The organism is Ammonifex thiophilus, assembly GCF_003368535.1.
Lineage (GTDB): Bacteria > Bacillota > Desulfotomaculia > Desulfotomaculales > Ammonificaceae > Ammonifex > Ammonifex thiophilus.
Genome location: NZ_QSLN01000012.1, coordinates 1 through 22,769, shown reverse-complemented (window position 1 = coordinate 22,769; position 22,769 = coordinate 1). Strand labels below are relative to the sequence as shown.

Here is a 22,769-nt window from a genome sequence, read left to right as displayed (position 1 = left end):
CCGACCTCTTCCCAGTACACGTCGAGCGGCAAAAAGTACGAGCTTGGGGAAAAAGAAGGGAAAAAGTCCCCCCGAAGCGAAGTCTTTTAAAAAAGACCGAAAAGGAGAAAAGCGGAGGAACCATGTCTCGTTCCGGTATAAGCATAAAGGGAACGCGGGAAGGTTTGGTGATCTTTCTCGACGCCGGCTACGATTTGGAGGAATGGAAGCAGAATCTGAAGCGCCACCTGGAAAGCGCCCGGGGATTTTTCCAGGGGGCCCGCTTCCTCCTGCATCCCCGCAGGGAGCTGCCGGCCGAGCAAGAGAAAGAGATAGTGGAACTGGTTTCTCGGTACGGTCTGATCTACCTGGGGCGCAAAAAGGTGGGGACCGCTCTTGCCACCCGAACACAGCCCCGCCCTCCGGCCGAAGCCAACACCCATCTCTACCGCTCGCACGTGCGAGCAGGGCAGATAGTCAGCGCCGCCGAAAACTTGGTGGTAGTGGGAGATGTTCACCCCGGGGCGCGGGTGGAAGCCGGGGGGAGTGTAATAGTCTGCGGGAACCTCAGAGGAGAAGTGGCAGCGGGAAAAGACGGCAATCCTTCGGCAGTAATCGTGGCCTACCGCTTTGCTCCCTTAAGGCTCAGCATAGCCGGGGTGTCCGCTCCTCCTCCCCCTTCCTCCTTGGTAATGGTGAAAGCCCGGCTGGAGGGAAAAAGTATCCTCCTGGAGCCCCTCTTCCCTCACCGCTGAATAAGGAAATGACTCACCCAGAGGAGGCCACAGATCGACTTGGCATCGACAATCTCGCCTTTTCTCACCAACTCCAAAGCCTGGGACAAAGGCAGGCGCTCCACCCGCAAAAACTCGTCCCGGTCAGGACTTTTCCTTCCCTGATAAAGGTCCTGGGCTAAAAAAAGATGCATCTTTTCGCTGGTGAAGCCCGGCGTGGAGTAAAAGCTCGCCAGATGCTTCCATGTACGCGCTATAAACCCCGTCTCCTCCTCTAACTCCCTCTGGGCACAGGCCTCTGGCTCTTCTCCCTCCTCTATTTTCCCTGCCGGGATCTCCAACAGTTCGCGCCCCACGGGATAGCGGTACTGCCTCACCATGATCACATCTCCCTCCGCCGTCAGGGGTACGATGGCCACCGCCCCGGAGTATTCCACCACTTCTCGGGTGGAGGTGCGCCCGTCGGGCAGCAAAACGGTATCCACCCTAACCCGCAGGATTCTCCCCTGGAAAACCGTCTCCGATTTAAGTCGCTTCTCACAAAGCTTTTCCACCTTCTGAACCCACCCCTTTCCGAGCAGCTGCCAGGTAATTCACACCTAACTGAGCCAGCCACACACAATCCTCAGTGGCAAAGTAAGCAGGGGCTGTGGTGTCGAAAAGAACGGTAGCTTGAGGAGGAAACTCCTCGTCCCCCGCCCAGAGGACATAGGCCAAGGGGAAGCGCGGAAGGGCCCTGAGCGCCACCGCTGCATCTCCCAGGGACAATTCTTCCCCTCCCAATTTCTTCCCCGCCTCTAGCAGGGCTTGGGGGTCGGAGCCGAAAACCTTAAGCAAGGGACGGATCACCCGCTGGTTGAAGGGTATGTGGTAGATGAACCCATTGGGCAACTCTTTAAAGGAGACCCACTCCCCCGCCGGCAGCAGTCCCGCCGCCCGGGTGAGGTAGTGGAGGAGAAGAATTTCCTCAACTACCGGTATCTCCTGGCCAGGGGGTGGAGGAACACGATAAGTCTTGCCAAAGAAGGGCACCACCAGCCGCCCTTCTTCGTCCATGCGCACCCCAGCTTTCCAGGCCATGGTACTCCGTACCCGCCGCTTGAACTCTTCCCGAGCCAGAGTCAGCGCTTCGAGCAAGGGTTGTTGCTTAGTCAAAGCCAGACCACTCCTTAATTCCGTTTAAAGCCTTGCTTTTCGCCGCCTCTTTTCTAAAATCCTGCGCATACCCCTTCCTTCTTGCGGGTATAGTGGAAACAGAAAGCCCGAGAAGGAGGAGCTACGCTGATGGCCTTACGCAGCAGGCGTGATCCCTACGGGGAGATCACCAGCCTGCGGGAGCAGATGAACCGCCTGTGGGATTTCCTTCGCCCCGCCTTAGGCTGGCGAGGAGGAAGCTGGGGAGAAGCTTTCACCCCCCGTGTAGACATCTACCAGACTGAGGACGAAGTGATAGTTACCGCCGAGATACCGGGCCTGGAGTCCAAGGACGACGTCGAAGTGACGGTCACCGAAGACACCATCACCCTTCGAGGGGAGATAAAGCGCGACACTTCTTACACTCAGGAAGGCGTTTACCACGCCGAGCGCTACTACGGCAGCTTCAGCCGCACTTTCAGCCTTCCCGCCGAGGTCAAACCAGAAGAAGCCCGAGCTACCTATCACAACGGTGTCTTAGAGGTGCGTCTGCCCAAAACCGAAGCTGGCAGGCGCCGCTGGGTGAAGGTGCCCATTCAATGAGGGGCCGGAAATTTTACCGGCCCCTTTTAGCTACCTCGCAAGCGGAGGCGGCGCAAGATCACCTCCCGTGCCTTCTTTTCCAGCACATCGGGCAGAGGCGGGAGCATTATCTCCAGGCCCCGGCGAGCAAGCGCCAGGTTTATGAGGTAGTCGGCGAAGGCGGGATTTTTGGGAAGAAGGGGCCCGTGTAAATAGGTACCGAAGACATTCTTGTACCTGGCCCCTTCGGTCCCATCACGGCCGTTGTTACCAAATCCCCGCAACACCCGCCCAAGCGGGCTTACCTGGCCTAGAAAAGTGCGCCCCGAGTGGTTTTCAAAGCCACACAGGATCTGGCTACGTCCCCCGACCTGCACCTTCACTGCCACATCCCCTATAAGCCGGTCTTCACCCGCTTCGGTGTAGAGGTCTAAGATGCCCAGTCCGGGTAGCTTCCTGCCCTCCACCGTCTGATAGTAGTGGCCCAGCAGCTGGTAGCCACCGCAAATAGCCAGAACCACCAGTCCCTCCTCTATTGCCTGACGCAGGTTTGCCAGGCGAGGAAGGAGATCGGTGACCACCAGTTGCTGCTCCCGGTCCGAACCCCCGCCCAGGAAAAGAAAATCCACTTTGGTGAAGTCCACCGACTCGCCAAAGCGCACCTCCAAAAGCCGCACGGGGATTCCACGCCATTGACAACGGCGCAGAAAGACAGCGACGTTACCCCGGTCACCGTAAAGGTTCAGTAGGTCAGGATAGAGATGGCAAACGGTCAGCATCCCTCTCTTCCTTCCCGTAGCGCCTGAGCAACTTCTCCACTGGCCAGAGGGCAGAATAGGTGGCCAAAAAGTATACCGACTTACCCCGCCCCCCTAAGGTCGTGCGTACTCCGTCCTCAAGCCGGGGGAGCACCTCTATTTTGCCCAGGGGAACACCTGCATAGCGCAGCCTCACGGCCATGTCCGCCGCTCTCCTGCCGGAGCAAACGAAAGATAAAACCGTGCTCCGGGGCAAGAGATTCTCCAAATCCACGTCCCATATCCAAGATACGTCTCGACCATCGGCCTCGTTGTCGTTGAGCGCGATAAACACGTCCTTGGTCTCGGAGGACATGCTTAGCAGGCGCAGAGTCTCGTTAAAGCCAGCCGGGTTTTTGACCAGGTTGAGGTAAACGGGGCGCCCCCTGTGGACGAAGCGCTGTAACCTCCCCGTAGCCGGCACGTAGCGGCCGAGCTCCCGGGCAATTACCTCCGGAGAAAGGCCAAGCCACATCCCCACCCCGAAAACAGCCAGGGCATTGTACACGTTGTAAAAGCCCAAGGTGGGAAGCTCACAATCCACCACCTGGTCCCCTACCCTAACCTGGCACGACACGTGCCCATCAAGTATCCTTACCGCCAGGGCTTCTACCTGGGTCGGTGGGCGGGCAAAACCGCAGCCGGGACAATAATAGGCCCCCAGCTGGCTGTAGTGGTAATACTGGTACTGCAGCTCCCGACCGCAGTAGGGGCAGAACCTGGCCTCCCGACAAGACTCCTCCTCTTTGCCCGCACGCACGGGAACACCGATACCGTAGAAGAGTACCGGATGGGAGGTATCGGCCAGCTTCACTACCAGAGGGTCGTCCGCGTTCAGCACCAGCTTGGTCGGAGGGAGCTGCGAAAGCGCCTCCTTAACCAGGGATACAGTACGGTCGAGCTCACCGTAGCGGTCAAGCTGGTCCCGGAAGAAGTTGGTAACCACCACCACCGCTGGCTTAAGATGAGCAGTTACCTTAGAGAAGGCGGCCTCGTCTACCTCCAGCAGGGCCCAATCGCAAGACAGATTTCCTTTCCAGGAAGCAGAGCGGATAAAAGCAGAAGCGAGGCCACTGGCCAGGTTGGCCCCTTCCCGGTTGGTCAACACCCGGTAGCCCAAGGAGGAGAAGATGGAGGCGAGCATGTTGTTGGTGGTGGTCTTGCCGTTGGTCCCCGTCACCACGATTATCCGCGAGTTAAGCTTTTGCGCCCAAGCCTCCAAGGCCTGGGGAAAAAGGTATAAAGCCACCTTTCCAGGAAAGGAAGAGCCCTTTCCCCCTGCCAAACGAGCAAGTTTGACTGTGATCTTTCCCGCCCACAAGGCGGAAAGCATCCTTACCTGCATGATTCCCCCGTTACCCTAAGTGGCAGGGACGACAGGTAGCGGGCAAGAGCAAGGGCTGCTCGCGGCGTGAGCCGGTGCGGTAGACGGTGAGGCCTTTAACTTTCAACTCAAAAGCCTTCCAGAAGATCCGCCCCACCTCCTCCGGGGAAAAATCGGTGGGCAGGTTGATGGTCTTGCTCACGGCATTGTCGGTGTACTGCTGGAAGGTAGCCTGGTGGCGCAGGTGCCACTCCGGGGCTATCTCCAAGGCCGTCTTGAAAAGGCGCCGCATATCCTTGGGCAGGTTAAGCTCCGCGGCGCAAAGCCCCAGGTTCCCCGTCCGGCTAACGGCAGCCATTATTTCCTCACGCTGTGGAGGGGGAAAACTTCGTTCGACATATTCCTGGAACACCTTATCTATTACCAAGAGCTTCTTCCCCCCGAGCACCACCCGAGTGTAGACCAGGGCAAAGACCGGCTCTATACCCGGGCTCACGCCGGCAATGGCGCTGATGGAGCCGGTGGGAGCTATGGTGGTCAAGGTAGCGTTGCGCAGCGGCAGATGAGGGTAGTAAATGGAGTCTTCCCAGGCAGGGAATGTACCCCTTTCTTCGGCCAGTCGCCTGGAAGCTGCCCGCGCCTCTTCCCGGATAAAGCGCATAACCTCCGCCCCCAGCTCCAGGGCCGCTTCGGAGTCGTAAGGGATGCCCAGTTTGAAAAGGGCGTCGGCCCAGCCCATGATCCCCAAGCCCACCTTACGTGTGCGCCGGGTGGCCGCCGCTATGATCGGCACGGGGAAGTTGTTTACCTCGATCACATCGTCCAGAAAGCGCACCGCCAAGTGCACTACCTCGCGCAACTTATCCCAGGAAAACCCGGTACCGTCCACCATGTTGAGCAGGTTTATGGACCCCAGGTTGCAAGACTCGTAAGGAAGAAGGGGCTGTTCCCCGCAGTTGTGCACTACCAGCCCGTTAGCCACAAAAGCGTGAACTACGGGAACCGTCAGGTCGTATACCGTTTCCTCACCGTCGGGGATTAAAGCTTCAAAATGGGCTACAAAGGGCTCTCGGTAAGGGCCGTACCGGAAGCTGGCGACAATTTGGGCCAGCCGCTCGGCTTTGGGGCCGGGCAAAAAGCTTATCTCCCGGTGGAAGGTTACCAGCGACCCGCCACTAACCCGCAGGTCGTAAACCTCCCGGCAACAAGGCTCGGACCGTCCGCGACTGCCGGGTAGGGCGCAAAGCTCCGATCGGCGACTGCCCTGGAAAATCCGGCTGTAAATACCGAAATTGAGGAGAAGCTGCTGCACATCCCGGAGAAAGTCCCGGTCGGCCGACGTGAGCACAACCGCGCACCGGGAGCCGGATCCTTCCTCTATGCGGCCACCGGCACTGAACAGCGCCCGCAGGAATCCCACCTGCATGCCGCGAGAACCGCGGAAAACGGTTTCCGGCACTTTTTTTCCGGCAAGTCCCCACCGCTCGGCCAGTTCCCGCAAGCGCACCGACTGCACGCGAGCTTCGCTCCGCTCAAGGACCGCTGCCGCACCCGCTTTGCAAAGGCGCCCGTCGAGGCCCGGGCGCACCTCCGCACCCACAGCGGCGAATGCAGGTGCGAGCTCTTTCTCTTCGCTGGGGGAACCGAGAGCTGCTTCGTCGGTTCCAACACCTCCGCCCCCGACCAGCCAGCCCAGAGCCAGACCGAGTTCATACGACCCCTCGGTACCGAACCCCCCGGGGCGGTCCAGAATGAAGAGGCGGTCCCCTTTCACCAGATCGCGCGCCGCCACCCACCCTCGTTCAGTCATCACCAGGTGATCGGCCGTTAGCCGCACCTCGAACCCTTCCCGCGTCACCAGTTTGAACACTCTCTTTTTCCCGGTGGCAAAGACGGCGGACGCAGGTACAAAACCCGCCGAACTCACTCGGCTGTCGGCCACTAACACGGGGGGCGCCTCTTGTTGCGCTAAGTCCTTCACACGGACCAGGCCCCGGTCGGTATATACCAGAGTATCACCCGTAACACAGGGGTTGGTGGCTTCGATCCTTCCCAGGGCCGGTGTGGGGTTGGCCCGGTTTATAGCGTCCAGGAACAAGAGCCCCGGTTCGCCGTTGGCGTGCGCGTGCTGCACGATCCAGTCGAAAAGCTCGCGCGCCGGCAGGCGGCGGTAAACCTTGCCCCGGAAGGTGAGTTCCCACTCTCCGGAGCGGGCCAAGGTTTCAAAAAAGGCATCCGGCACCGCCACCGATATGTTGAAGTTCCTGAAAGCCCCCTCCTCTTCTTTGCAGGCCACGAACTCCATGATGTCGGGGTGGTCGGCCCGCAAGATGCCCATGTTGGCTCCCCGGCGCACCCCACCCTGCTTGATCTCCTCGGTGGCGGCGTTGAAGATGCGCATGAAACTCACCGGCCCCGAAGCTACCCCTCCAGTGGAGCGCACCGGATCGCCCTTGGGGCGTAGGCGGGAGAAATCGAAACCTGTGCCGCCCCCGCTTTTATGAATCAAAGCCGCGTATTTCAAAGTCTCGAATATGGATTCGATACTGTCCTCTATGGGCAAAACAAAACAGGCGGCCAGCTGCCCCAGCTCGCGCCCCGCATTGATCAAAGTAGGACTGTTGGGCAGGAAGTCTAGGGAAGCCATCAGATCGAAAAAGCGCCGCGCCCATTCCTCTACCTCTTGCGTTCCGGCCCCGAAACGGGCTTCGGCTTCGGCTATCGCCCGCGCTACTCGCCAGAACATTTCTTCCGGTGTTTCCACCACATTTCCTGCTTCATCCCGCTTCAAGTAGCGCCCTTCTAAAATAATACGGCTGTTGGCGTCTAGTTTAAGCAAACTCTCTCCCCTGCCTTGGCTAAGAAGCTCCAAAGACTTCACCAACATGATAGCTCCACTTCTCTTGGCTAGCAACTCCTTCAGGCCCTGCGCCAGGGGCGGTACTGAAAAACAAACCAGTATACAAAAAGACCGGATATCCCTGCCAGGAACAGGAAGGGTTGCAGCTTCCGCGCAGCCTGCTGCCAGCCGTACTCGAAAAACATGCCCAAGGAAAGGTAAAGAGCTCCCCAGGCAAGAGCAAACACCAGGGTGAGTCCCAGAAAAAGAGCAGGGCTTACCCCGCTGATACCGGCCAAGTAAGGCACGAGATTACCCATTCCCGGCAAGAAGCGACCGAAAAGAACGAAACCAGGAGAGAAGCGGCGCAGGTGAAGGCGGGCCTGCTCCAGGCGCGACAAGGGGAGGCGGAACCAGCGGCCCAAAACGCTAAAGAAATCCTCCCCTACCTTCCTGCCCACCAGATAGGCGATGAGGGAGCCCAAAGCAAAACCGGCCACCGTAGCGGTTAGGGCGGCGGGAAAAGGGAAATACCCCCTAGCCACCAGGAAGCCGGCCAGGATGACTATAATTCCTCCGGGGAAAAGGGGCACCCCCAGTGCCTCCAGGAAACTTCCTAAGACCAAGCCTCCCAGGCCCAGCGCGGAAAGCTTTCCTAAAATTGCCTCTCCCATCGAGATCCCCTTTTCTAGAGTACCCGCGCCGAGCCCCGGTAAATGATACCCCTCTGTCCATCCAGGGTCACTTCTTGGCCGTCCTGCAAGATGGCAGTAGCCCCTTCCACCCCCACGATGACCGGTATGCCGAACTCCAGACCCACTATGGCCGCGTGGGAGGTCAAACCCCCCACCTCGGTGACGATCCCGGCGCACTTCCGAATGGCCGGAATATACTCTTTGTCGGTGGCCGGGGCTACCAAGATGTCCCCCGGCTGCACCTTCTCCAGGGCTTCCTTAGCGGTCTTTGCTATCCTTACCCTTCCCGTTACCGACTTGGCTCCTATACCTATACCCCGTGCCAGCACGTCCCCCACGGTATGCACCTTCAAAAGGTTGGTGGTGCCGTGCACCCCTACGGGCACGCCGGCCGTTATTACCACCAGGTCTCCCGACTTGATGTAGCCGGAGGCCATAGCTGCCCCCACCGCCTCGTCTATCATCTGGTCGGTGTTCTCCATGCGCTCCACCAGGATAGGGTGTACCCCCCAGACCAGGGCCAGACGCCGCATCACCTCCACTCGCGGCGTCGCCGCCAAGATGGGAGCTCGCGGCCGGTACTTGGCCACCATGCGGGCCGTGTAGCCGGTCTGAGTAGCAGTAATTATGGCCGCTGCCCCCAAGTCCCGAGCGGCGGCGCAGGTGGCGAAACTTATGGCGTCGGTCACGGTGTGCTCGGTCTGGGTCGCCCGCTGGCGCTCCAACAAAGCCTCGTAAGGAAAGGCCTCTTCAGCCCGGCCAGCAATGCGAGCCATGGTAGCCACCGTCTCCGCCGGATAGTGCCCGATGGCCGTTTCGGCAGAGAGCATAACCGCGTCGGTGCCGTCCAGGATGGCGTTAGCCACGTCGGCCACCTCGGCCCGGGTGGGGCGTGGGTGCTGGATCATGGACTCCAGCATCTGGGTGGCCGTGATCACCGGCTTGCCGGCGGCGTTAGCCCGGGAGATGATTTCTTTCTGCACTAGGGGAACCTCTTCCAGGGGAATTTCCAGCCCTAAATCCCCCCGGGCCACCATCACCCCATCGGCCACCTTTAAGATGGCGTGCAGGTTTTCCACTCCCTCGTGGTTCTCGATCTTGGCGATGAGCCAAATATCCTCCGCCCCCAGCTCTTCCAGAAGGCGCCGGGCCGCCAGCACATCGTCGGCCCGACGCACGTAAGAAAGGGCCAAAAAATCCACCCGCTCGCTTACGGCAAACTTTATGTCCTCTATGTCCTTCTCGGTGAGGGAGGGCAAGTTGACCTTTACCCCCGGCAGGTTGACCCCCTTGTGGGGAGTGAGCTCCCCGCCCGCCTCCACCCGGCACCTGACCCCGGAAGGAGAGACCTCCTCTACCCGGAGACCGATGAGCCCGTCGGCCAACAGCACCGGATCGCCGGGCTTGAGATCCTCCACGATGCCCGGATAGTTTACCGGCAGCCGGAAGGAGGTGCCCAGAAAGTCACCGGGAACGAGCTCCACCTCTTCTCCTTCTCGGAGCTCCACCTTACCCCCTTGAAGCTCGCCTATTCTTATGCGCGGGCCCCGGATGTCCACCAGGATGCCGAGGTTTTTACCCAGCCGCTGAGCTATTTCCCGCAGAAGCCCGATCCTTCGCCGATGCTCCTCCCGCGTACCATGCGACATGTTTATCCGGGCCACGTCCATGCCCGCTCGGAGCAGGCTCTCGATCACCGCCGGATCCTGACTTGCCGGCCCTATGGTGCAGACTATCTTGGTGTGCCGCAGCATCGCCCAATCCACCCACCTTCTATATGGCCAAGATCTCGGCCAGTTTGTAGGCGGCCTCGTCGATCTTTTTGGTGGTCCTTAGGGCTTCCTCCAGGTCGCAGTGCTTAACCTCCCCCCCCACCAAGCCTACGGCCGCCCTTTTCTCCCCGGCCAGCAGGAGCTCCACCGCCCTTGCCCCCATAATGCTGGCCAGCACCCGGTCGAACACGGTGGGCGTGCCGCCGCGCTGAATGTGACCCAGGATTATAGCCTTGGTTTCCAGTCCCGTGCGCTGCTTGATCTCCTGCGCAATGGCGGGGGCGCTGCCCACCCCTTCCGCCACCACAATTATGCTGTGCCGCTTGCCGCGCCTTATGCCCCGCATAAGGCGCTGGCAGACCGCCTCTATGTCGAAGGGGAACTCGGGGAGCAAAATGGACTCGGCACCCCCCGCCAGCCCGGCCGTCAAAGCGATAAAACCTGTATTGCGTCCCATGACCTCCACCACAAAGGTGCGCTCGTGGGAGGTAGCCGTATCCCTTATCTTGTTTATGGCGTCCACCACGTTGTTTACCGCCGTATCGAAACCTATGGCGTAATCGGTACCCCCGATGTCATTGTCTATGGTAGCCGGCACGCCGATGACGGGAAACCCCGTCTCCCGATGAAAGGTGAGGAGCCCCCTGAAAGTTCCCTCCCCACCTATGCCTATCAGCCCCTCGATACCAGCGCGATGAAGGGAAGCGAAAGCCTCCCGCCGCCCCTCCTCCGTCATGAACTCTTGTGAGCGGGCCGTAAGCAAGATGGTTCCGCCGCGGTGGATGGTGTCGGCCACCGATCCTAGCTCCAAAGGGACGATATCTCCCTCAATGAGACCGGCAAAACCCCGCTTGATTCCCCAGACCTCGCACCCTTCGTAAATCCCCTTGCGCACTATTGCCCTTATAGCAGCGTTCATCCCCGGAGCATCGCCACCGCTGGTAAGTACCCCTATGCGTCGCACTCTTCCCTCTCCCCCCGGTAAAAAGTGGGACCTACGCGGCGGTACTTGGCGTATCTCTGACGGCAGAGTTCGTCTGGCGGGATCCCCTCCAACTCTTCCAGGTGCCGCAGGATGGCTCCCCGCAGGTACTCAGCCGCCCCCTCGCGGTTGCGGTGAGCTCCTCCCAAAGGTTCGGGCACCACCTCGTCTATGAGGCCCAGGGCTAGAAGATCCTGCGCCGTAAGCTTCAGGGCCTCGGCCGCCTCTTTTGCCCGGCTGGCGTCCTTCCAAAGGATGCTGGCGCACCCCTCCGGAGAAATGACCGAAAAGATGGCGTGCTCCTGCATCAAGATTCGGTCCCCTACGGCCAGAGCTAAAGCTCCCCCGCTTCCTCCCTCACCGATAACTACCACTATTATGGGGACGCGCAAGAAGCTCATACGCGCCAGATTCTGGGCAATGGCTACGCTCTGCCCCCGTTCCTCTGCTCCGATGCCGCAGTAGGCGCCGGGGGTATCGATGAAGGTGATGACGGGGCGGCCGAACTTCTCCGCCTGCAACATAAGGCGGAGCGCCTTGCGGAAGCCCTCGGGATGGGGCATGCCGAAGTTGCGGCGCATGTTCTCCCGCGTATCCTTGCCCTTCTGGTGCCCCAGGACCATGACCGGCCTCCCGGCAAACCAGGCTATGCCTCCCACCACGGCCGGGTCATCCCCGTACAGCCGGTCTCCGTGTAGCTCGGTGAACTCCTCGCAGAGCAGGCGGATGTAATCGAGGGTGGTGGGTCGGTCGGGGTGCCGGGCCAGCTGCACCTTTTGCCAGGGAGTGAGGTGGGTGAAGATCTCCCTCTTCAGTTCCTCGGCCCGCTGGCGGAGCTTGGCTATCTCCTCACTGAGGTCCAGACCTTTTTCCTGGCTGAAGGAGGTGAGTTCTGCTATTTTCTCCTCTAGTTCCACCAGCGGCCGCTCGAAGTCCAGGTAAGTGGGCATGGTTTTTTACCGCTCCCTCTCAAGATTTGTACCAGCGCAAAAGACGAACGAGTACCGAACGCATCTGCTTGCGGTGAACTACCATATCGAGCATGCCGCGCTCCAAGAGAAACTCCGCCCGTTGAAAGCCCTCCGGAAGCTTTTGCCTTATGGTCTGCTCTATAACCCGGGGGCCGGTGAAGCCTATGAGTGCTCCCGGCTCGGCCAAAATGACATCCCCTAGCATGCCGAAACTGGCCGCTACCCCGCCGGTGGTTGGATCGGTAAGCACACTTATGTAAGGCACCCTCGCTTGGCTCAGAGCCTCCAGAGCCGCCGCCGTCTTAGCCATCTGCATAAGAGAAACCACTCCCTCCTGCATCCGCGCTCCCCCGGAGGCCACGAAAACCAGGAGCGGCAGGCGCTGAGCCAACGCCGCCTCCGCCGCCCGGGCCAGCTTTTCCCCCACCGCCGCCCCCATGCTCCCCATGATGAAGCGGGAATCGAGTACCCCTATCACCACCGGGTATCCTCCGATGGTGCCCTCCCCGGTAACTATCGCCTCCATAAGCCCGGTGGCCTCCCGGGCCGCCGCCAGCTTCTCCTCATACCCAGGAAAAGCGAGCGGATTGTTCGCCACCAGATCCCGGTCGAATTCTTTAAAACTTCCTTCGTCCAGGGTAAACTGCAGCCGCTCCTGGGCAGTGAGGCGGAAGTGGTAGTTGCACTTCTGGCATACTTTTAGGTTTTTGGCAATGTCCTTGTGGTAGAGGATCTCGCCGCACTGCGGACATTTGACCCACAACCCTTCGGGAAGCTCGCGCTTCTCCTCCGGGCGCAGGGTGACGTACCTGGTTTTCTTAAAGAACAGAGGTATGACCTCCTTCCTTAGGGCTTAGCGCAACCCAAGGAGTTCCAGCGCCTCCTCCACCTCGGCTTCGGGAACCAGCACCTCGTAGGCCTGGCAGTTCCCCTCCGCCCCTACCGGCCGCAGCTTCACCAGGAGGGCTCCGTCTTCGGCCAGGAGCTTCTTTATCCTCTCCGCTTCCCTCTTGTTGGGTGCCAGGTAAACCACCGTCCACATCTTTACCCCACCACCGACGTCTGGCTTTATTCATCGGTGCGCACCCGGCCGTGTTTGGTGAGAATTTCGGCCTTCCCCCGCACCTTTATGGCCGAGGTGTGTTCGGTAAATTGGGCGATCATCACTTCCCCTTTGTCCAGCTTCTCGGTATGGTGGAATTTAGTGTCCCGGCCGCGCGTCAGACCCATGATGGTGACCCCGTTCTCCAGGGCCCGGATCACCACGTAATCGGCCAGCACCCACATCCACTCTTCCTGCTGCATGCCCAATCCCCCCGCCTTTTGGAAAGTATGATAACATGCATATGGGACCAAGCCAAGCTTCAAACTTACCTTTTATTCCACAAAATTTTTATATTCCCTTCTCCTACCAGAGAAACCAGGCAACCTATAGCCGGGGAAAGGACGTTGACCCAGTAATCCTGGGGAACCCGCCGCAAAGCGCTTTCCCCCGGCAGGCGCAGGTATACCGGGCAGGAGCCCCGGTAGCGCCGCAACACTTCCTTAAGTTCCCCCAAGAGGCTACTTTCCTTGTGAGGAAGGTAGAGCACCAGCTGGGCACTTCCTGGATCGAGCACGCTCATCTCGTCTACCACCAGGCGCAACCGCTCTCCTTCATTTCCCCCTTTTTTCCCCTGTACCAGCACCACCGTCTCCGGACGGAGGCAGGCACGGCACTCCTGATAGACCCGGGGGAAGAGCACTGCCTCCACCACTCCGGTCAGGTCCTCCAGGTAGACGGCGGCCATAGGCTCGCCTCGCCGCGTACGCAGGCGCTTCATCCCCACTATCATCCCGCCTACCTTGACCTCCGCGTCTTCCTCCATCTCCGCCAGGTCGGCCACCTGCACATCGGTCAAGAGGCGCAGCAAATCGCGGTACTCGGCCAAGGGGTGCCCGCTTATGTAAAGCCCCAGGAGCTCCTTCTCCATGCGCAGAAGTTCGCGGCGGGGGAACTCTTCTCCGTTGAGCTTGCCAAACTTCGGGCGGTATCCGCCACCGAAATCCTCCACATTGTGGAAAAGGCACATCTGGATATCCCGCTGCTTTTTGGCCTTGGCCCGGCCGGCGATTTTCAGCCCCTCATCTATGCTTTCCAGTATCTCTTTCCGCGTATGCCCCAGGGAGGCGAAAGCCCCTGCCTTGGCTAAACTTTCCAGCACCTTCCGGTTCAGAGCCTTACCACCCACCCGGGCACAGAAATCGGCGAAATCCCGGAAAGGTCCCCCCTCCCTCCGGGCTTCGAGAATGGCCTCCACCGCCCCCTCTCCCACGTTCTTAACTGCCGCTAGGCCGAACCTTATGCCCCCCTCAGGAGTGGGACTGAAATCGCGTTCGCTTTCGTTGATGTCGGGGGGGAAGATTTTTATCCCTAGTCGGCGGCACTCCTCCACGTAAAGCGCCACTTTCTCCGTTCGGTCACGCACCGAGGTCAAAAGCGCCGCCATGTACTCCACCGGGTAGTTGGCCTTGAGGTAGGCCGTCTGGTAAGCCACCAGGGCGTAGGCGGCCGAGTGACTCTTGTTAAAGCCGTAGCCGGCGAAGTACTCCATGCGGTCGAAGATTTCCTCCGCCAGCCTCTCGTCTACTCCCCGCTCCACGCTGCCCTTTACAAAGCGCGAGCGCAGAGCAGCCAGCTCCTCCGGCTTCTTTTTTCCCATGGCCCGGCGTAAAAGGTCGGCCTCGCCTAAGCTGAAACCCGCCAGCCGGCTGGCTATCTGCATCACCTGTTCCTGGTAAACAATGACGCCGTAAGTCTCCCGCAGTATGGGCTCCAGCCAGGGATGGGGATACTCTATCGGCAAAAGGCCGTGCTTGCGCTTAATGAAGTCGTCCACCATCCCACTTCCGAGGGGACCAGGGCGGTAAAGGGCCACCAGAGCGATCAAATCCTCGAAGCAGGAAGGCTGGAGGGAGCGCAAGAGGGTGCGCATACCGCTTGACTCCAACTGGAAAACGCCGATGGTGTCCCCTCGACATAGAAGCTCAAAGGTGGGTGGATCGTCCAAGGGGATCCTCTCCAGATCGAGCTTCTCCCCCCGGCGGTTGATAAGCCGCAGGGCGTCCCGTATGACGGTGAGGGTGCGCAGCCCCAGAAGATCCATCTTCAAAAGCCCGAGCTCCTCCACTCCCTCCTTGGTAAACTGCGTGGCCACTGTGCCATCGGGCATCCGGTGCAGGGGAACCAGGCGGATTAAAGGCTCAGGAGTTATCACCACCCCGGCGGCGTGAGTAGAAGCGTGGCGGGGAATCCCCTCCAGCTTGGCCGCCACGTCCAGAAGCTTTTTAACCTGGGGCTCCTTGTCGTAAAGTTCTTTGAGTTCCGGCGACTCTTCCAAAGCGCGAGCAACCGTCATTCCTGGCTCTCCCGGCACCAGGCGGGCCACGCGGTCCACCTCGGCGTAGGACATTCCCAGCGCCCGGCCGGCATCCCTTATGGCCGCACGGGCCGACAGCTGGGCGAAGGTGGCAATCTGGGCCACGCGGTCGGCGCCGTAGCGCCGCACCACGTACTCCAGAACCTTGTCCCGCATCTCGAAGCAGAAGTCGGTATCGATGTCGGGCAAGGACACCCGCTCAGGATTGAGGAAGCGCTCGAAGAGCAACCCGTACTTTAAAGGGTCGATGTTGGTTATGCCCAGGCAGTAGGCCACCAGGCTTCCCGCCGCCGAGCCCCTGCCCGGCCCCACCATAATGCCGTTGCGCCGGGCGAAGTGAATCACATCCCAGACGATGAGAAAATAGGGAGGGTAACCCATGCGCTCTATGACCTGAAGCTCGTAGGTCAGCCTCTCCTCCACTTCCGGGGGCAAAGGGTCGCCGTAGCGCTGCTTTGCCCCTGCGTAGCAGAGCTCCCGCAGGTAGGAAGCCGGGGTGTGCCCCTCGGGTACGGGAAACTCGGGCAGATGGTACTCGCCGAAGGAAAGTTTCACTTCGCAGCGGGAAGCTATCTCCACCGTGCGGCTCAGGGCATCGGGGTGGTCGGGGAAGAGGCGGGCCATCTCCAGGGCCGATTTGAGGTAGAACTGGTCTGAGCCAAAACGCAGGCGGTCGGGGTCACCCACGCTCTTCCCGGTCTGGATGCAAAGGAGCAAATCTTGTACCTCGGCATCCGCCCTCTCCACGTAGTGCACGTCGTTGGTGACCACCAGGGGGATATCGAGTCGAGAGGCCAGCTTTATCAGTCCCTCGTTGACTAGCTTCTGCTCGGGCAGTCCGTGGTCTTGGAGCTCTAGGAAAAAGTTGTCCTTCCCGAAGATGTCCCGGTACTCCCCCGCCGCCTCCTCCGCCTTCTTGAAGTCCCCGGCGAGCAGGTGCGCGGCCACTTCCCCGGCCAGGCAGGCCGATAGCGCAATCAGGCCTTTGGCCTTCTGGGCCAGCAGGTACTTGTCCACCCGCGGCTTATAATAAAAGCCCTCCAGGAAGGCACGCGAAACTAGCTCTATGAGGTTGCGGTAGCCCTCTTCGTTCTCGGCCAGGAGGACCAGGTGGTAGGGATTGTCGTCCACCTTGGGCGTCCGGTCGGTCATGCTGCGCGGAGCCACGTAAACTTCGCACCCCAGGATAGGCTTTATACTCACTTCCTGGCAGGCTTTGTAAAAGTCCACCACGCCGTACATGACCCCGTGATCGGTTATGGCTAAGGCGCTCTGTCCCAGCTCCTTGGCCCGCTTCACTACATCCTTTATCCGGGCGGCACCGTCGAGCAGGCTGTATTCGGTGTGCAGGTGTAGGTGCACAAAGTCCAAAGGCTCATCCCCCCAGCCAAAACTCTTTTAGAAATAGCGCCGCGCCCCCAGGTAGCGGGAGCGGAAGTAGGGATCGTCCAAAGAGTTAACGCACACCCCTTGGCGGGAGCGGGCGTTAATAAACTTTCCCTCTCCGCAGTAGATGCCCACGTGGCTGGCCCCCGGCGCTACGGTGCTGAAAAAGACCAGATCCCCGGGGCAAAGCGCGGAACCCTCCGTTACCTCCCGGCCCACCGCAAACTGGTCCTCTGCGTCTCGGGGTAGGCGATAGCCGCTGGCCAAGTAAGCGACGTAGGCGAGGCCCGAGCAGTCTATTCCTTCTCGAGTAACCCCTCCCCAGAGGTAAGGGGTGCCCAGAAAAAGGTAAGCCGTAGCCACAACCACCTCTCCCCTTCCCCTTTCCTCCAGTCGGCTCACTGGCCAGAGGGCCTCCGCTTCCACCCAGCCCTCGTATCCGGAAGGGGAAAAAATGTGGCACCGCCTTCCTCGCCGCTCCCGTATCCAGACCGCCGTACCCAGATAAAGGGCGAAAGAGTCGAGCTCTACCTTAGGCTTTATCACCAGCGCCGGCTCCCCTGCGGCGAGGAAGGGGGTGGTAAGTGCCGCTTGCCGCACCCACCCCACCGAGCCGTCGAGCGCTCTTACCCGGCACCAGCCTTTTCTTTCTTCGAGTACCAGCACCGGCTCCCCCAGAAGCGCCTGGGTTACCAGCGGGGAGGAAGCTTCCGGCTCTTCGTGTACTCCCGCAAAAGGAAGGCTTATGACCAACCTTTCACCTCATGCCCGGAAAACCTTGTTGACGCAGGGCTTCATAAAGCACTATCGCTACCGCGTTGGCCAGGTTGAGGGAACGGGCTCCGGGAACCATAGGAATGCGGATCCAGCGATCAGGAAAGGCCTGTAAGATCTCCTCGGGTAAGCCCGTGCTTTCTTTACCGAAAACCAGAAAGGAGCCAGGCGGGTAGCGTACTTGAGTGTACCACCGCTCGGCCCGGGCGGTGGTCAAGAAAAAACAGGCGTCAGGATAAGCCCGGCAGAGCTCAGCGAAGCTGTCGTGGTAGCAAATCTTTACCAGGTGCCAGTAGTCAAGCCCCGCCCGCCGCAGGTGCCGGTCGTCGGTATAAAATCCCAGGGGTCTCACCAGGTGCAAGGTGGCCCCCGTGGCAGCACAGGTCCGTGCTATGTTCCCGGTGTTGGCCGGGATCTCCGGCTCCACCAAAACTATATGCATATCTGGCGCCCCTCAATGCCCCACCCGGTTGCCAAGTTAATGATATCCTTACGCCATAGGGGAGGCAAGACTAAGGAAGAATCTGCCATCTATGCCGGTAAGCATCCACCGCCTCTACCAAGGCGGCGTGCGACCAGGTAAGAGGGGAGACGGAAAGGGGGGCGCCGGTGAAAGGGTGCAGCTGCTCGGGCAGCATGCCGGTGGAACTCCTGTGCCGGGCTACCCAGCACAAAAGCTTTTTAGCCGGGGCCAGCTCCTCCCTACGGCTCGCCCGCACCGTCAGGTATTCGGCCAGCCAGAGGGTGGTGATTATCCACGGATTTCCGGGCACAGTGTCGAAGTCCTCTGTTTGGCGGAAGTAGTAGTCTCCGTGGTAGCGGGCTATCCCCCCTACCGCCGTCTTGACCCTAAGCCCTTCCCCCACCGCCTCCATGGTGGCTACCACCCGCGGGTCGGAAGGCGGAAGCAGGCCGAAGCGCCACACCCCCCAGAGGCTGGCGTCCAAAGTGGGGTCGGGGGACAAGCCCCTGGCGGTGAGGCTGAGCCCCCGCAGGAAGCGGTTTCGCTCCCGGTCGAAAAGGTGCTCCAGCACCCCTTGCTTGACCTCTTCCGCCGCTTGTTTCCAGGCCCGGGCTAAAGACCTCTCCCCCGCCAGAATGGCTAAGTAAGCCGCCGCCCGCAAGGCGGCGTAAACGGTACTGGCGGTAAAGGTAAAAGTGCCGTAGCGCTCCTCCCAAAGGTCGTAACTAGGTAGAGGAAGGCCGGTTTTCTCGTCGCGGTAACATGCCAGAAAAGAAGCCATAGGCTCTACCAGCAAAGAAAACCAGTCCGTTAAATACCCAGAGGCTTCCGGATAAAGGCGTAGGTGCTCCCCCAGGGCCCAAAGGACCAGGGCGGTCTCGTCCTCCTGGATGGGGAGCTTCTCCTCCCCGCCGTGCAGCCAGGCCAGCCAGGAAGAGCCTAGGGTTCCGTCAGGATGGTACTTGTGCCAGAAGAAGCCTTCCTCTTGCCGCAAAACCGAAGCGGCGAAGTTGAAAAAGGCGCGGCTTACCTCCGGGTAACCTGCTCGGTCCAAGGCGTGAGCCACCAGGGCGCCGTCGCGCGGCCAGACATAGGCGTAGTGGTCGCGGTTGGTGACCAGGATGTCGGTGTCCGTGGCAGCCAACACCCCTCCGCGCAGGTCCGTCTGCGCTCGCAAAACCAAGAGGCTGTGCCGGTAAAGCCCAATCAGGTCCTCCGGCAGGTCAGCGAAGTCCTTGCGCCGAGTGCATTTAAGCCAGTGCCGCCAGAAGAGCCGAGTGCGCTCTAGTATCTCGTCCGGCCCCTTGCGCTTCACCCAACCGTCCTTCTCCCGCACCTCCTCCAAACTTCTGCCTGCCACCAGCCAAAAAAAGAAGCTCTTCTCCTCCCCGGCTTCCAGGTAAAAAGAAAAAGCCACCGCGCTGTTTATATCCCCCTGATCGGCTGGGGGACCGGCCAGCTCCCCGTCCTCCGCATCGGCCCGGCTTCCCCCGCCGCCCCGCTTCCGGATGCTGTACTGCTTTACCCCTTCATGTCCGTTCAAAAGCAAAAAATAGCAAGACTTGTAATGCACCAGCCCCTTTGTGGCGGGATCGTAAAAGGCCGTATCGCCCAGGTCGCACCCTCCCAGGTTGAAATCTTGGTAGAAGAAAACCCGGACTTCCCTGGGGTGAGAAGCCAGATTCTTAACCTCTATTCTGCGCACCCATACTTCTCTTTCCCAGTCCACCGCTTCAATAAAGCGCAAAGAGAGCTGCAAAGCAGGGTTGAAGGCCGCGGTCGCTGCCACCAGGGTTTCTTCCTCGTAAAAGCTCCCTATCTCCCAGCCTGCCTCCCCTACCCAGGAAAAATTACCCTCAACCCACACTCCCACCTCGGCTATGCCGTCCAGCAGGTGGTTTTCCTTACCTACATAGGGATAGTAAAGCTCCCGCACCCGGTACCGGGAATCGAGGTTAACCAGCAAACGTCCGTTTCCTAAAATTATCTCTCTAGGCATTCCGCACCTCCAGAGAACCTTTTCCCCTCATTATAAAGCCCAAAGGGCGAGGTCATAATAACAGCAGACCGCCAAGCGAAGCAGGAGGAAGAAAGGCGTGTTTTATTTTTGGCTATTTTTGCTCGGCCTCGGTGTCCTTATCCTTGCTTTGGGGCTTTGGCTGTGGTTCGGGAAGCGCCGGGGAGAAAAAGCGGCCCCGGAACTCCCCCAGCCTGCCCCCTCTTCGCTACCCGATATGGAAATTGGCACGGAGATAGTTTCGCCCGTTCCGGCCGAGATACCCGTTCCCGCTCCTCCGCCGGAGCTCCCCCGGCGCTACGGTGAAGACCGGCTGGTACTTCTGGCCCGCGATCCCTACTGGCTTTTTGCCTACTGGGAACTGAGTGCCACCAAGCAGGAAAAATTTGAGGAAGTTTATGGGGCAGGAAGTTGGAAGGCCTCGCGCCCGGTTCTGCGCCTTTACGATATTACGGATATAGAAGACTTCCGGGGTTTTAACGCCCACTACTTCGTGGATATCCCCATAAACGACGAAGCGGACAACTGGTACATCGAGGTGGGGAAGCCCAACCGTACCTTCTGCGTGGACCTGGGGCGGATCCTACCTTCTGGAACTTTTGTTCCCCTACTTCGTTCCAACCCGGCCCACACCCCACGCGCCTCCCTGTCCGAACGCCTGGATGAGGAGTGGCTGTGGCTGGAGGAGATTTACCGCAGCCTCTATAAGTACCAGTTCGGTCTCGGCTCCCCGCTCATTTTGGAGGAGCTCAAAGCCCGGCTGGGGAGAGAGAAGCTTGGACTGGAAGGAGCTTCGCCCGCGCCCTGGATGGAAGGGGGAAAGTAGATGGCCAAGGGATACCTGGCCCTAGTACTGCACGCCCACCTTCCCTTCGTGCGCCATCCTGAACATGCCTGGTCGTTGGAAGAAAGGTGGCTTTATGAGGCCATAACCGAGTGCTACATTCCTCTTATCTGGGTTATGGAGGGTTTTCTTAAGGATGGGGTGAAGGCTAGGCTCACCCTCTCCCTCTCCCCTACTCTCCTAACAATGCTTACCGATCCCTTTTTGCTAGAGCGGTACCGCCGCCATCTGGAGAAACTCTCCGAGCTTCTGGCCAAAGAAATCGAGCGCACGGCCAACACTCCTTTTGAACGGGTGGTGGCCATGTACCAGAGGCGCTTCGAGCGTCTGCGCCAAACCCTGGAAAGCTATCGCTGGAATCTGGTCGAGGCCTTTCGCCGTTTTAAAGAAGCTGGAATTCTGGAAATAATAACCTGCGCAGCCACGCACGGGTACTTACCCCTGCTCACGGTCAACCCGGCTGCCGTCAAGGCTCAGATCACTGTGGCAGTGGACCTTTATCGCCGGATTTTCGGGCATAACCCCCCTGGTTTCTGGCTGCCGGAGTGCGCTTACTCCCCCGGCATAGACGCCTACCTTAAGGCGCACGGCATAAAGTACTTTTTCCTGGACACCCACGGCGTCCTCTTCGCCTCGCACCGCCCCCGCTTCGGCGTCTTTGCCCCCATTTACTGCCCCAGCGAGGTAGCAGCCTTCGGCCGGGATGTAGAATCCTCTAAGCAGGTCTGGAGTGCCAAGGAAGGTTACCCCGGCGACTTCGACTACCGCGAATACTACCGGGATATAGGCTTCGATCTGGACTACGACTACATCAAGGACTATATCCATCCCGACGGGATAAGGGTGGCTACGGGCTTGAAGTATTACCGCATAACCGGTAAGACGGAGCACAAGGAGCCCTACGTGCCCGAGTGGGCCACGGCCAAAGCCGATATACACGCCGGCAACTTCATGTTTAACCGGGAGCACCAGATCCGCTACCTATGCCGCTTCATGGACCGCCCGCCCATAATCGTGGCCCCTTATGACGCCGAGCTTTTCGGGCACTGGTGGTTCGAAGGGCCTCAGTGGCTTGACTTCTTGGTGCGCAAGATCGTCTTCGACCAGCAGATAATCGAACTCGTCACCCCTTCCGACTACCTCCGGCGCCATCCCTGCAACCAGGTGGCCACCCCTTGCGCCTCCAGCTGGGGAAACAAGGGGTACCACGAAATCTGGCTTTGCGGTGCCAACGACTGGATCTACCGGCACTTACACTGGGCCGCCGACCGCATGACGGAGCTGGCCCGGCGCTACCCGGAAAGTGAAGGGTGGCTCAGAAGAGCCTTAAACCAGGCGGCAAGAGAGCTTCTGCTGGCCCAAGCCAGCGACTGGCCGTTCATCATGGCTACCGGCACCATGGTAGAATACGCCGTCTATCGGGTAAAGAGCCATCTTAACAACTTCTTGGAACTTTACCGACAGATCACCGGAAACCGCCTCAGGCCAGACTTTGTTGAGGAACTGGAGTACCGCCACCCTATCTTTCCCCATATCGACTACCGGATCTACGCCACCCCCGATCCTTAAAAAGGCATCTAGCTTCGGGAAATTGGCGCTTCCGGATTCATCCACCAATTATCGCCACACCCCCTCGGATCAAATGAGGATTGCCTTATCAGATAGAAGTCGGCTATAATTAAGTCGGGCATGGGCCTGTAGCTCAGGGGGAGAGCGCTTGACTCGCATTCAAGAGGTCGAGGGTTCGAATCCCTCCAGGTCCACCATTAAGAAAATCAAGGGTTCCAGGCGTCGGAACCCTTTTATTTTAGGCAGCTATAGTTTTAGGACATCAATCCGGAGCGGCTTACGAAAATTCCCGAACATAAAAAGACCGGGGTTTTAACTTCAGCCCCGGTCTTTTCGTTCTACATCAAATTAGTCTAGGACGCCGGTGACCACGCCGGCCCCTACCGTGCGCCCGCCCTCGCGAATGGCGAAGCGCAGGCCCTCCTCAATGGCGATGGGGGTGATGAGCTCCACCTCCAGACGCACATTGTCCCCGGGCATCACCATCT

General features: G+C 59.7%; 21 protein-coding genes and 1 tRNA gene. 5 read left to right on the top strand and 17 right to left on the bottom strand.

Going from position 1 to position 22,769, the window contains the following annotated elements:
* Positions 1 to 122 precede the first annotated feature (122 nt).
* A complete protein-coding gene (locus DXX99_RS08140) occupies positions 123 to 734 on the top strand; it encodes a septum site-determining protein MinC (RefSeq protein WP_115793002.1) in 612 nt (203 codons plus the stop codon).
* Here the strand turns inward: DXX99_RS08140 and DXX99_RS08135 are convergent.
* The gene (locus DXX99_RS08135) at positions 725 to 1,267 is read right to left on the bottom strand and encodes an NUDIX domain-containing protein (protein WP_115793001.1); all 543 of its coding nucleotides are present in this window, start codon (positions 1,265 to 1,267) and stop codon (positions 725 to 727) included. The two genes, DXX99_RS08140 and DXX99_RS08135, sit on opposite strands and share 10 nt — an antisense overlap.
* On the bottom strand, positions 1,251 to 1,868 hold the full coding sequence (locus DXX99_RS08130; protein WP_115793000.1) for a DUF3786 domain-containing protein: 618 nt from the start codon (positions 1,866 to 1,868) through the stop codon (positions 1,251 to 1,253). The genes DXX99_RS08135 and DXX99_RS08130 overlap by 17 nt, the downstream gene beginning before the upstream one ends.
* Before the next feature lie 129 nt (positions 1,869 to 1,997).
* On the opposite strand from DXX99_RS08130, the gene DXX99_RS08125 reads away from it, so the two are divergent.
* Positions 1,998 to 2,450 (top strand): Hsp20/alpha crystallin family protein, encoded by a 453-nt coding sequence (locus tag DXX99_RS08125; protein ID WP_115792999.1) that lies wholly within the window; start codon positions 1,998 to 2,000, stop codon positions 2,448 to 2,450.
* 26 nt (positions 2,451 to 2,476) lie between these two features.
* On the opposite strand, the gene DXX99_RS08120 is transcribed toward DXX99_RS08125, so the two are convergent.
* The 14 genes from DXX99_RS08120 to DXX99_RS08055 form a co-directional block, all read right to left on the bottom strand.
* Entirely contained in the window at positions 2,477 to 3,208 is a 732-nt protein-coding gene (locus tag DXX99_RS08120) for a type 1 glutamine amidotransferase (protein ID WP_115792998.1), read from the bottom strand.
* Positions 3,180 to 4,571 carry a Mur ligase family protein gene (locus DXX99_RS08115; RefSeq protein WP_115792997.1) on the bottom strand — a complete coding sequence of 464 codons (1,392 nt, stop codon included), beginning with the start codon at positions 4,569 to 4,571 and terminating at the stop codon, positions 3,180 to 3,182. The genes DXX99_RS08120 and DXX99_RS08115 overlap by 29 nt, the downstream gene beginning before the upstream one ends.
* Before the next feature lie 10 nt (positions 4,572 to 4,581).
* Positions 4,582 to 7,389 carry a ribonucleotide reductase N-terminal alpha domain-containing protein gene (locus DXX99_RS08110; protein WP_205664674.1) on the bottom strand — a complete coding sequence of 936 codons (2,808 nt, stop codon included), beginning with the start codon at positions 7,387 to 7,389 and terminating at the stop codon, positions 4,582 to 4,584.
* A gap of 80 nt (positions 7,390 to 7,469) precedes the next feature.
* Positions 7,470 to 8,063, bottom strand: coding sequence for a DedA family protein (locus DXX99_RS08105; protein WP_115792995.1), 594 nt, complete (start codon positions 8,061 to 8,063; stop codon positions 7,470 to 7,472).
* A gap of 14 nt (positions 8,064 to 8,077) precedes the next feature.
* Positions 8,078 to 9,835, bottom strand: coding sequence for a pyruvate kinase (gene pyk, locus DXX99_RS08100; RefSeq protein WP_115793027.1), 1,758 nt, complete (start codon positions 9,833 to 9,835; stop codon positions 8,078 to 8,080).
* 22 nt (positions 9,836 to 9,857) lie between these two features.
* The gene (pfkA, locus tag DXX99_RS08095; RefSeq protein WP_115792994.1) at positions 9,858 to 10,820 is read right to left on the bottom strand and encodes a 6-phosphofructokinase; all 963 of its coding nucleotides are present in this window, start codon (positions 10,818 to 10,820) and stop codon (positions 9,858 to 9,860) included.
* Positions 10,808 to 11,788: an acetyl-CoA carboxylase carboxyltransferase subunit alpha gene (locus DXX99_RS08090; RefSeq protein WP_115792993.1), complete on the bottom strand. Its 981-nt coding sequence runs from the start codon at positions 11,786 to 11,788 to the stop codon at positions 10,808 to 10,810. Before DXX99_RS08090 ends, pfkA begins: the two co-directional genes overlap by 13 nt.
* Positions 11,789 to 11,807: 19 nt before the next feature.
* Complete coding sequence (accD, locus tag DXX99_RS08085; RefSeq protein WP_338065875.1) at positions 11,808 to 12,608, bottom strand: acetyl-CoA carboxylase, carboxyltransferase subunit beta; 801 nt, start codon at positions 12,606 to 12,608, stop codon at positions 11,808 to 11,810.
* 54 nt (positions 12,609 to 12,662) lie between these two features.
* Positions 12,663 to 12,851, bottom strand: coding sequence for a glutamate decarboxylase (locus tag DXX99_RS08080; RefSeq protein WP_115792991.1), 189 nt, complete (start codon positions 12,849 to 12,851; stop codon positions 12,663 to 12,665).
* Between the two features lie 26 nt (positions 12,852 to 12,877).
* Positions 12,878 to 13,114 carry a trp RNA-binding attenuation protein MtrB gene (gene mtrB, locus DXX99_RS08075; RefSeq protein WP_205664673.1) on the bottom strand — a complete coding sequence of 79 codons (237 nt, stop codon included), beginning with the start codon at positions 13,112 to 13,114 and terminating at the stop codon, positions 12,878 to 12,880.
* Positions 13,115 to 13,179: 65 nt separating this feature from the next.
* Positions 13,180 to 16,590 (bottom strand): DNA polymerase III subunit alpha, encoded by a 3,411-nt coding sequence (locus tag DXX99_RS08070; RefSeq protein WP_240610877.1) that lies wholly within the window; start codon positions 16,588 to 16,590, stop codon positions 13,180 to 13,182.
* Positions 16,591 to 16,626: 36 nt separating this feature from the next.
* Positions 16,627 to 17,367, bottom strand: coding sequence for an NlpC/P60 family protein (locus tag DXX99_RS08065; RefSeq protein ID WP_115792989.1), 741 nt, complete (start codon positions 17,365 to 17,367; stop codon positions 16,627 to 16,629).
* Positions 17,368 to 17,371: 4 nt separating this feature from the next.
* Complete coding sequence (gene trmL / locus DXX99_RS08060) at positions 17,372 to 17,830, bottom strand: tRNA (uridine(34)/cytosine(34)/5-carboxymethylaminomethyluridine(34)-2'-O)-methyltransferase TrmL (protein ID WP_115792988.1); 459 nt, start codon at positions 17,828 to 17,830, stop codon at positions 17,372 to 17,374.
* A gap of 70 nt (positions 17,831 to 17,900) precedes the next feature.
* Positions 17,901 to 19,850: a glycoside hydrolase family 15 protein gene (locus tag DXX99_RS08055; RefSeq protein WP_115792987.1), complete on the bottom strand. Its 1,950-nt coding sequence runs from the start codon at positions 19,848 to 19,850 to the stop codon at positions 17,901 to 17,903.
* A 97-nt stretch (positions 19,851 to 19,947) separates the two neighbouring features.
* Between DXX99_RS08055 and DXX99_RS08050 the strand changes: the two genes are divergently transcribed.
* The 3 genes from DXX99_RS08050 (at position 19,948) to DXX99_RS08040 (ending at position 22,478) form a co-directional block, all read left to right on the top strand.
* On the top strand, positions 19,948 to 20,694 hold the full coding sequence (locus DXX99_RS08050; RefSeq protein WP_115792986.1) for a DUF4912 domain-containing protein: 747 nt from the start codon (positions 19,948 to 19,950) through the stop codon (positions 20,692 to 20,694).
* Complete coding sequence (locus DXX99_RS08045; protein WP_115792985.1) at positions 20,695 to 22,281, top strand: glycoside hydrolase family 57 protein; 1,587 nt, start codon at positions 20,695 to 20,697, stop codon at positions 22,279 to 22,281.
* Between the two features lie 122 nt (positions 22,282 to 22,403).
* A tRNA-Ala gene (locus tag DXX99_RS08040) sits at positions 22,404 to 22,478 on the top strand.
* Between the two features lie 151 nt (positions 22,479 to 22,629).
* Here the strand turns inward: DXX99_RS08040 and DXX99_RS08035 are convergent.
* Positions 22,630 to 22,769: EF-Tu C-terminal domain-related protein (locus DXX99_RS08035; protein ID WP_476692342.1), on the bottom strand; the 140-nt coding region annotated here is incomplete at its 5' end.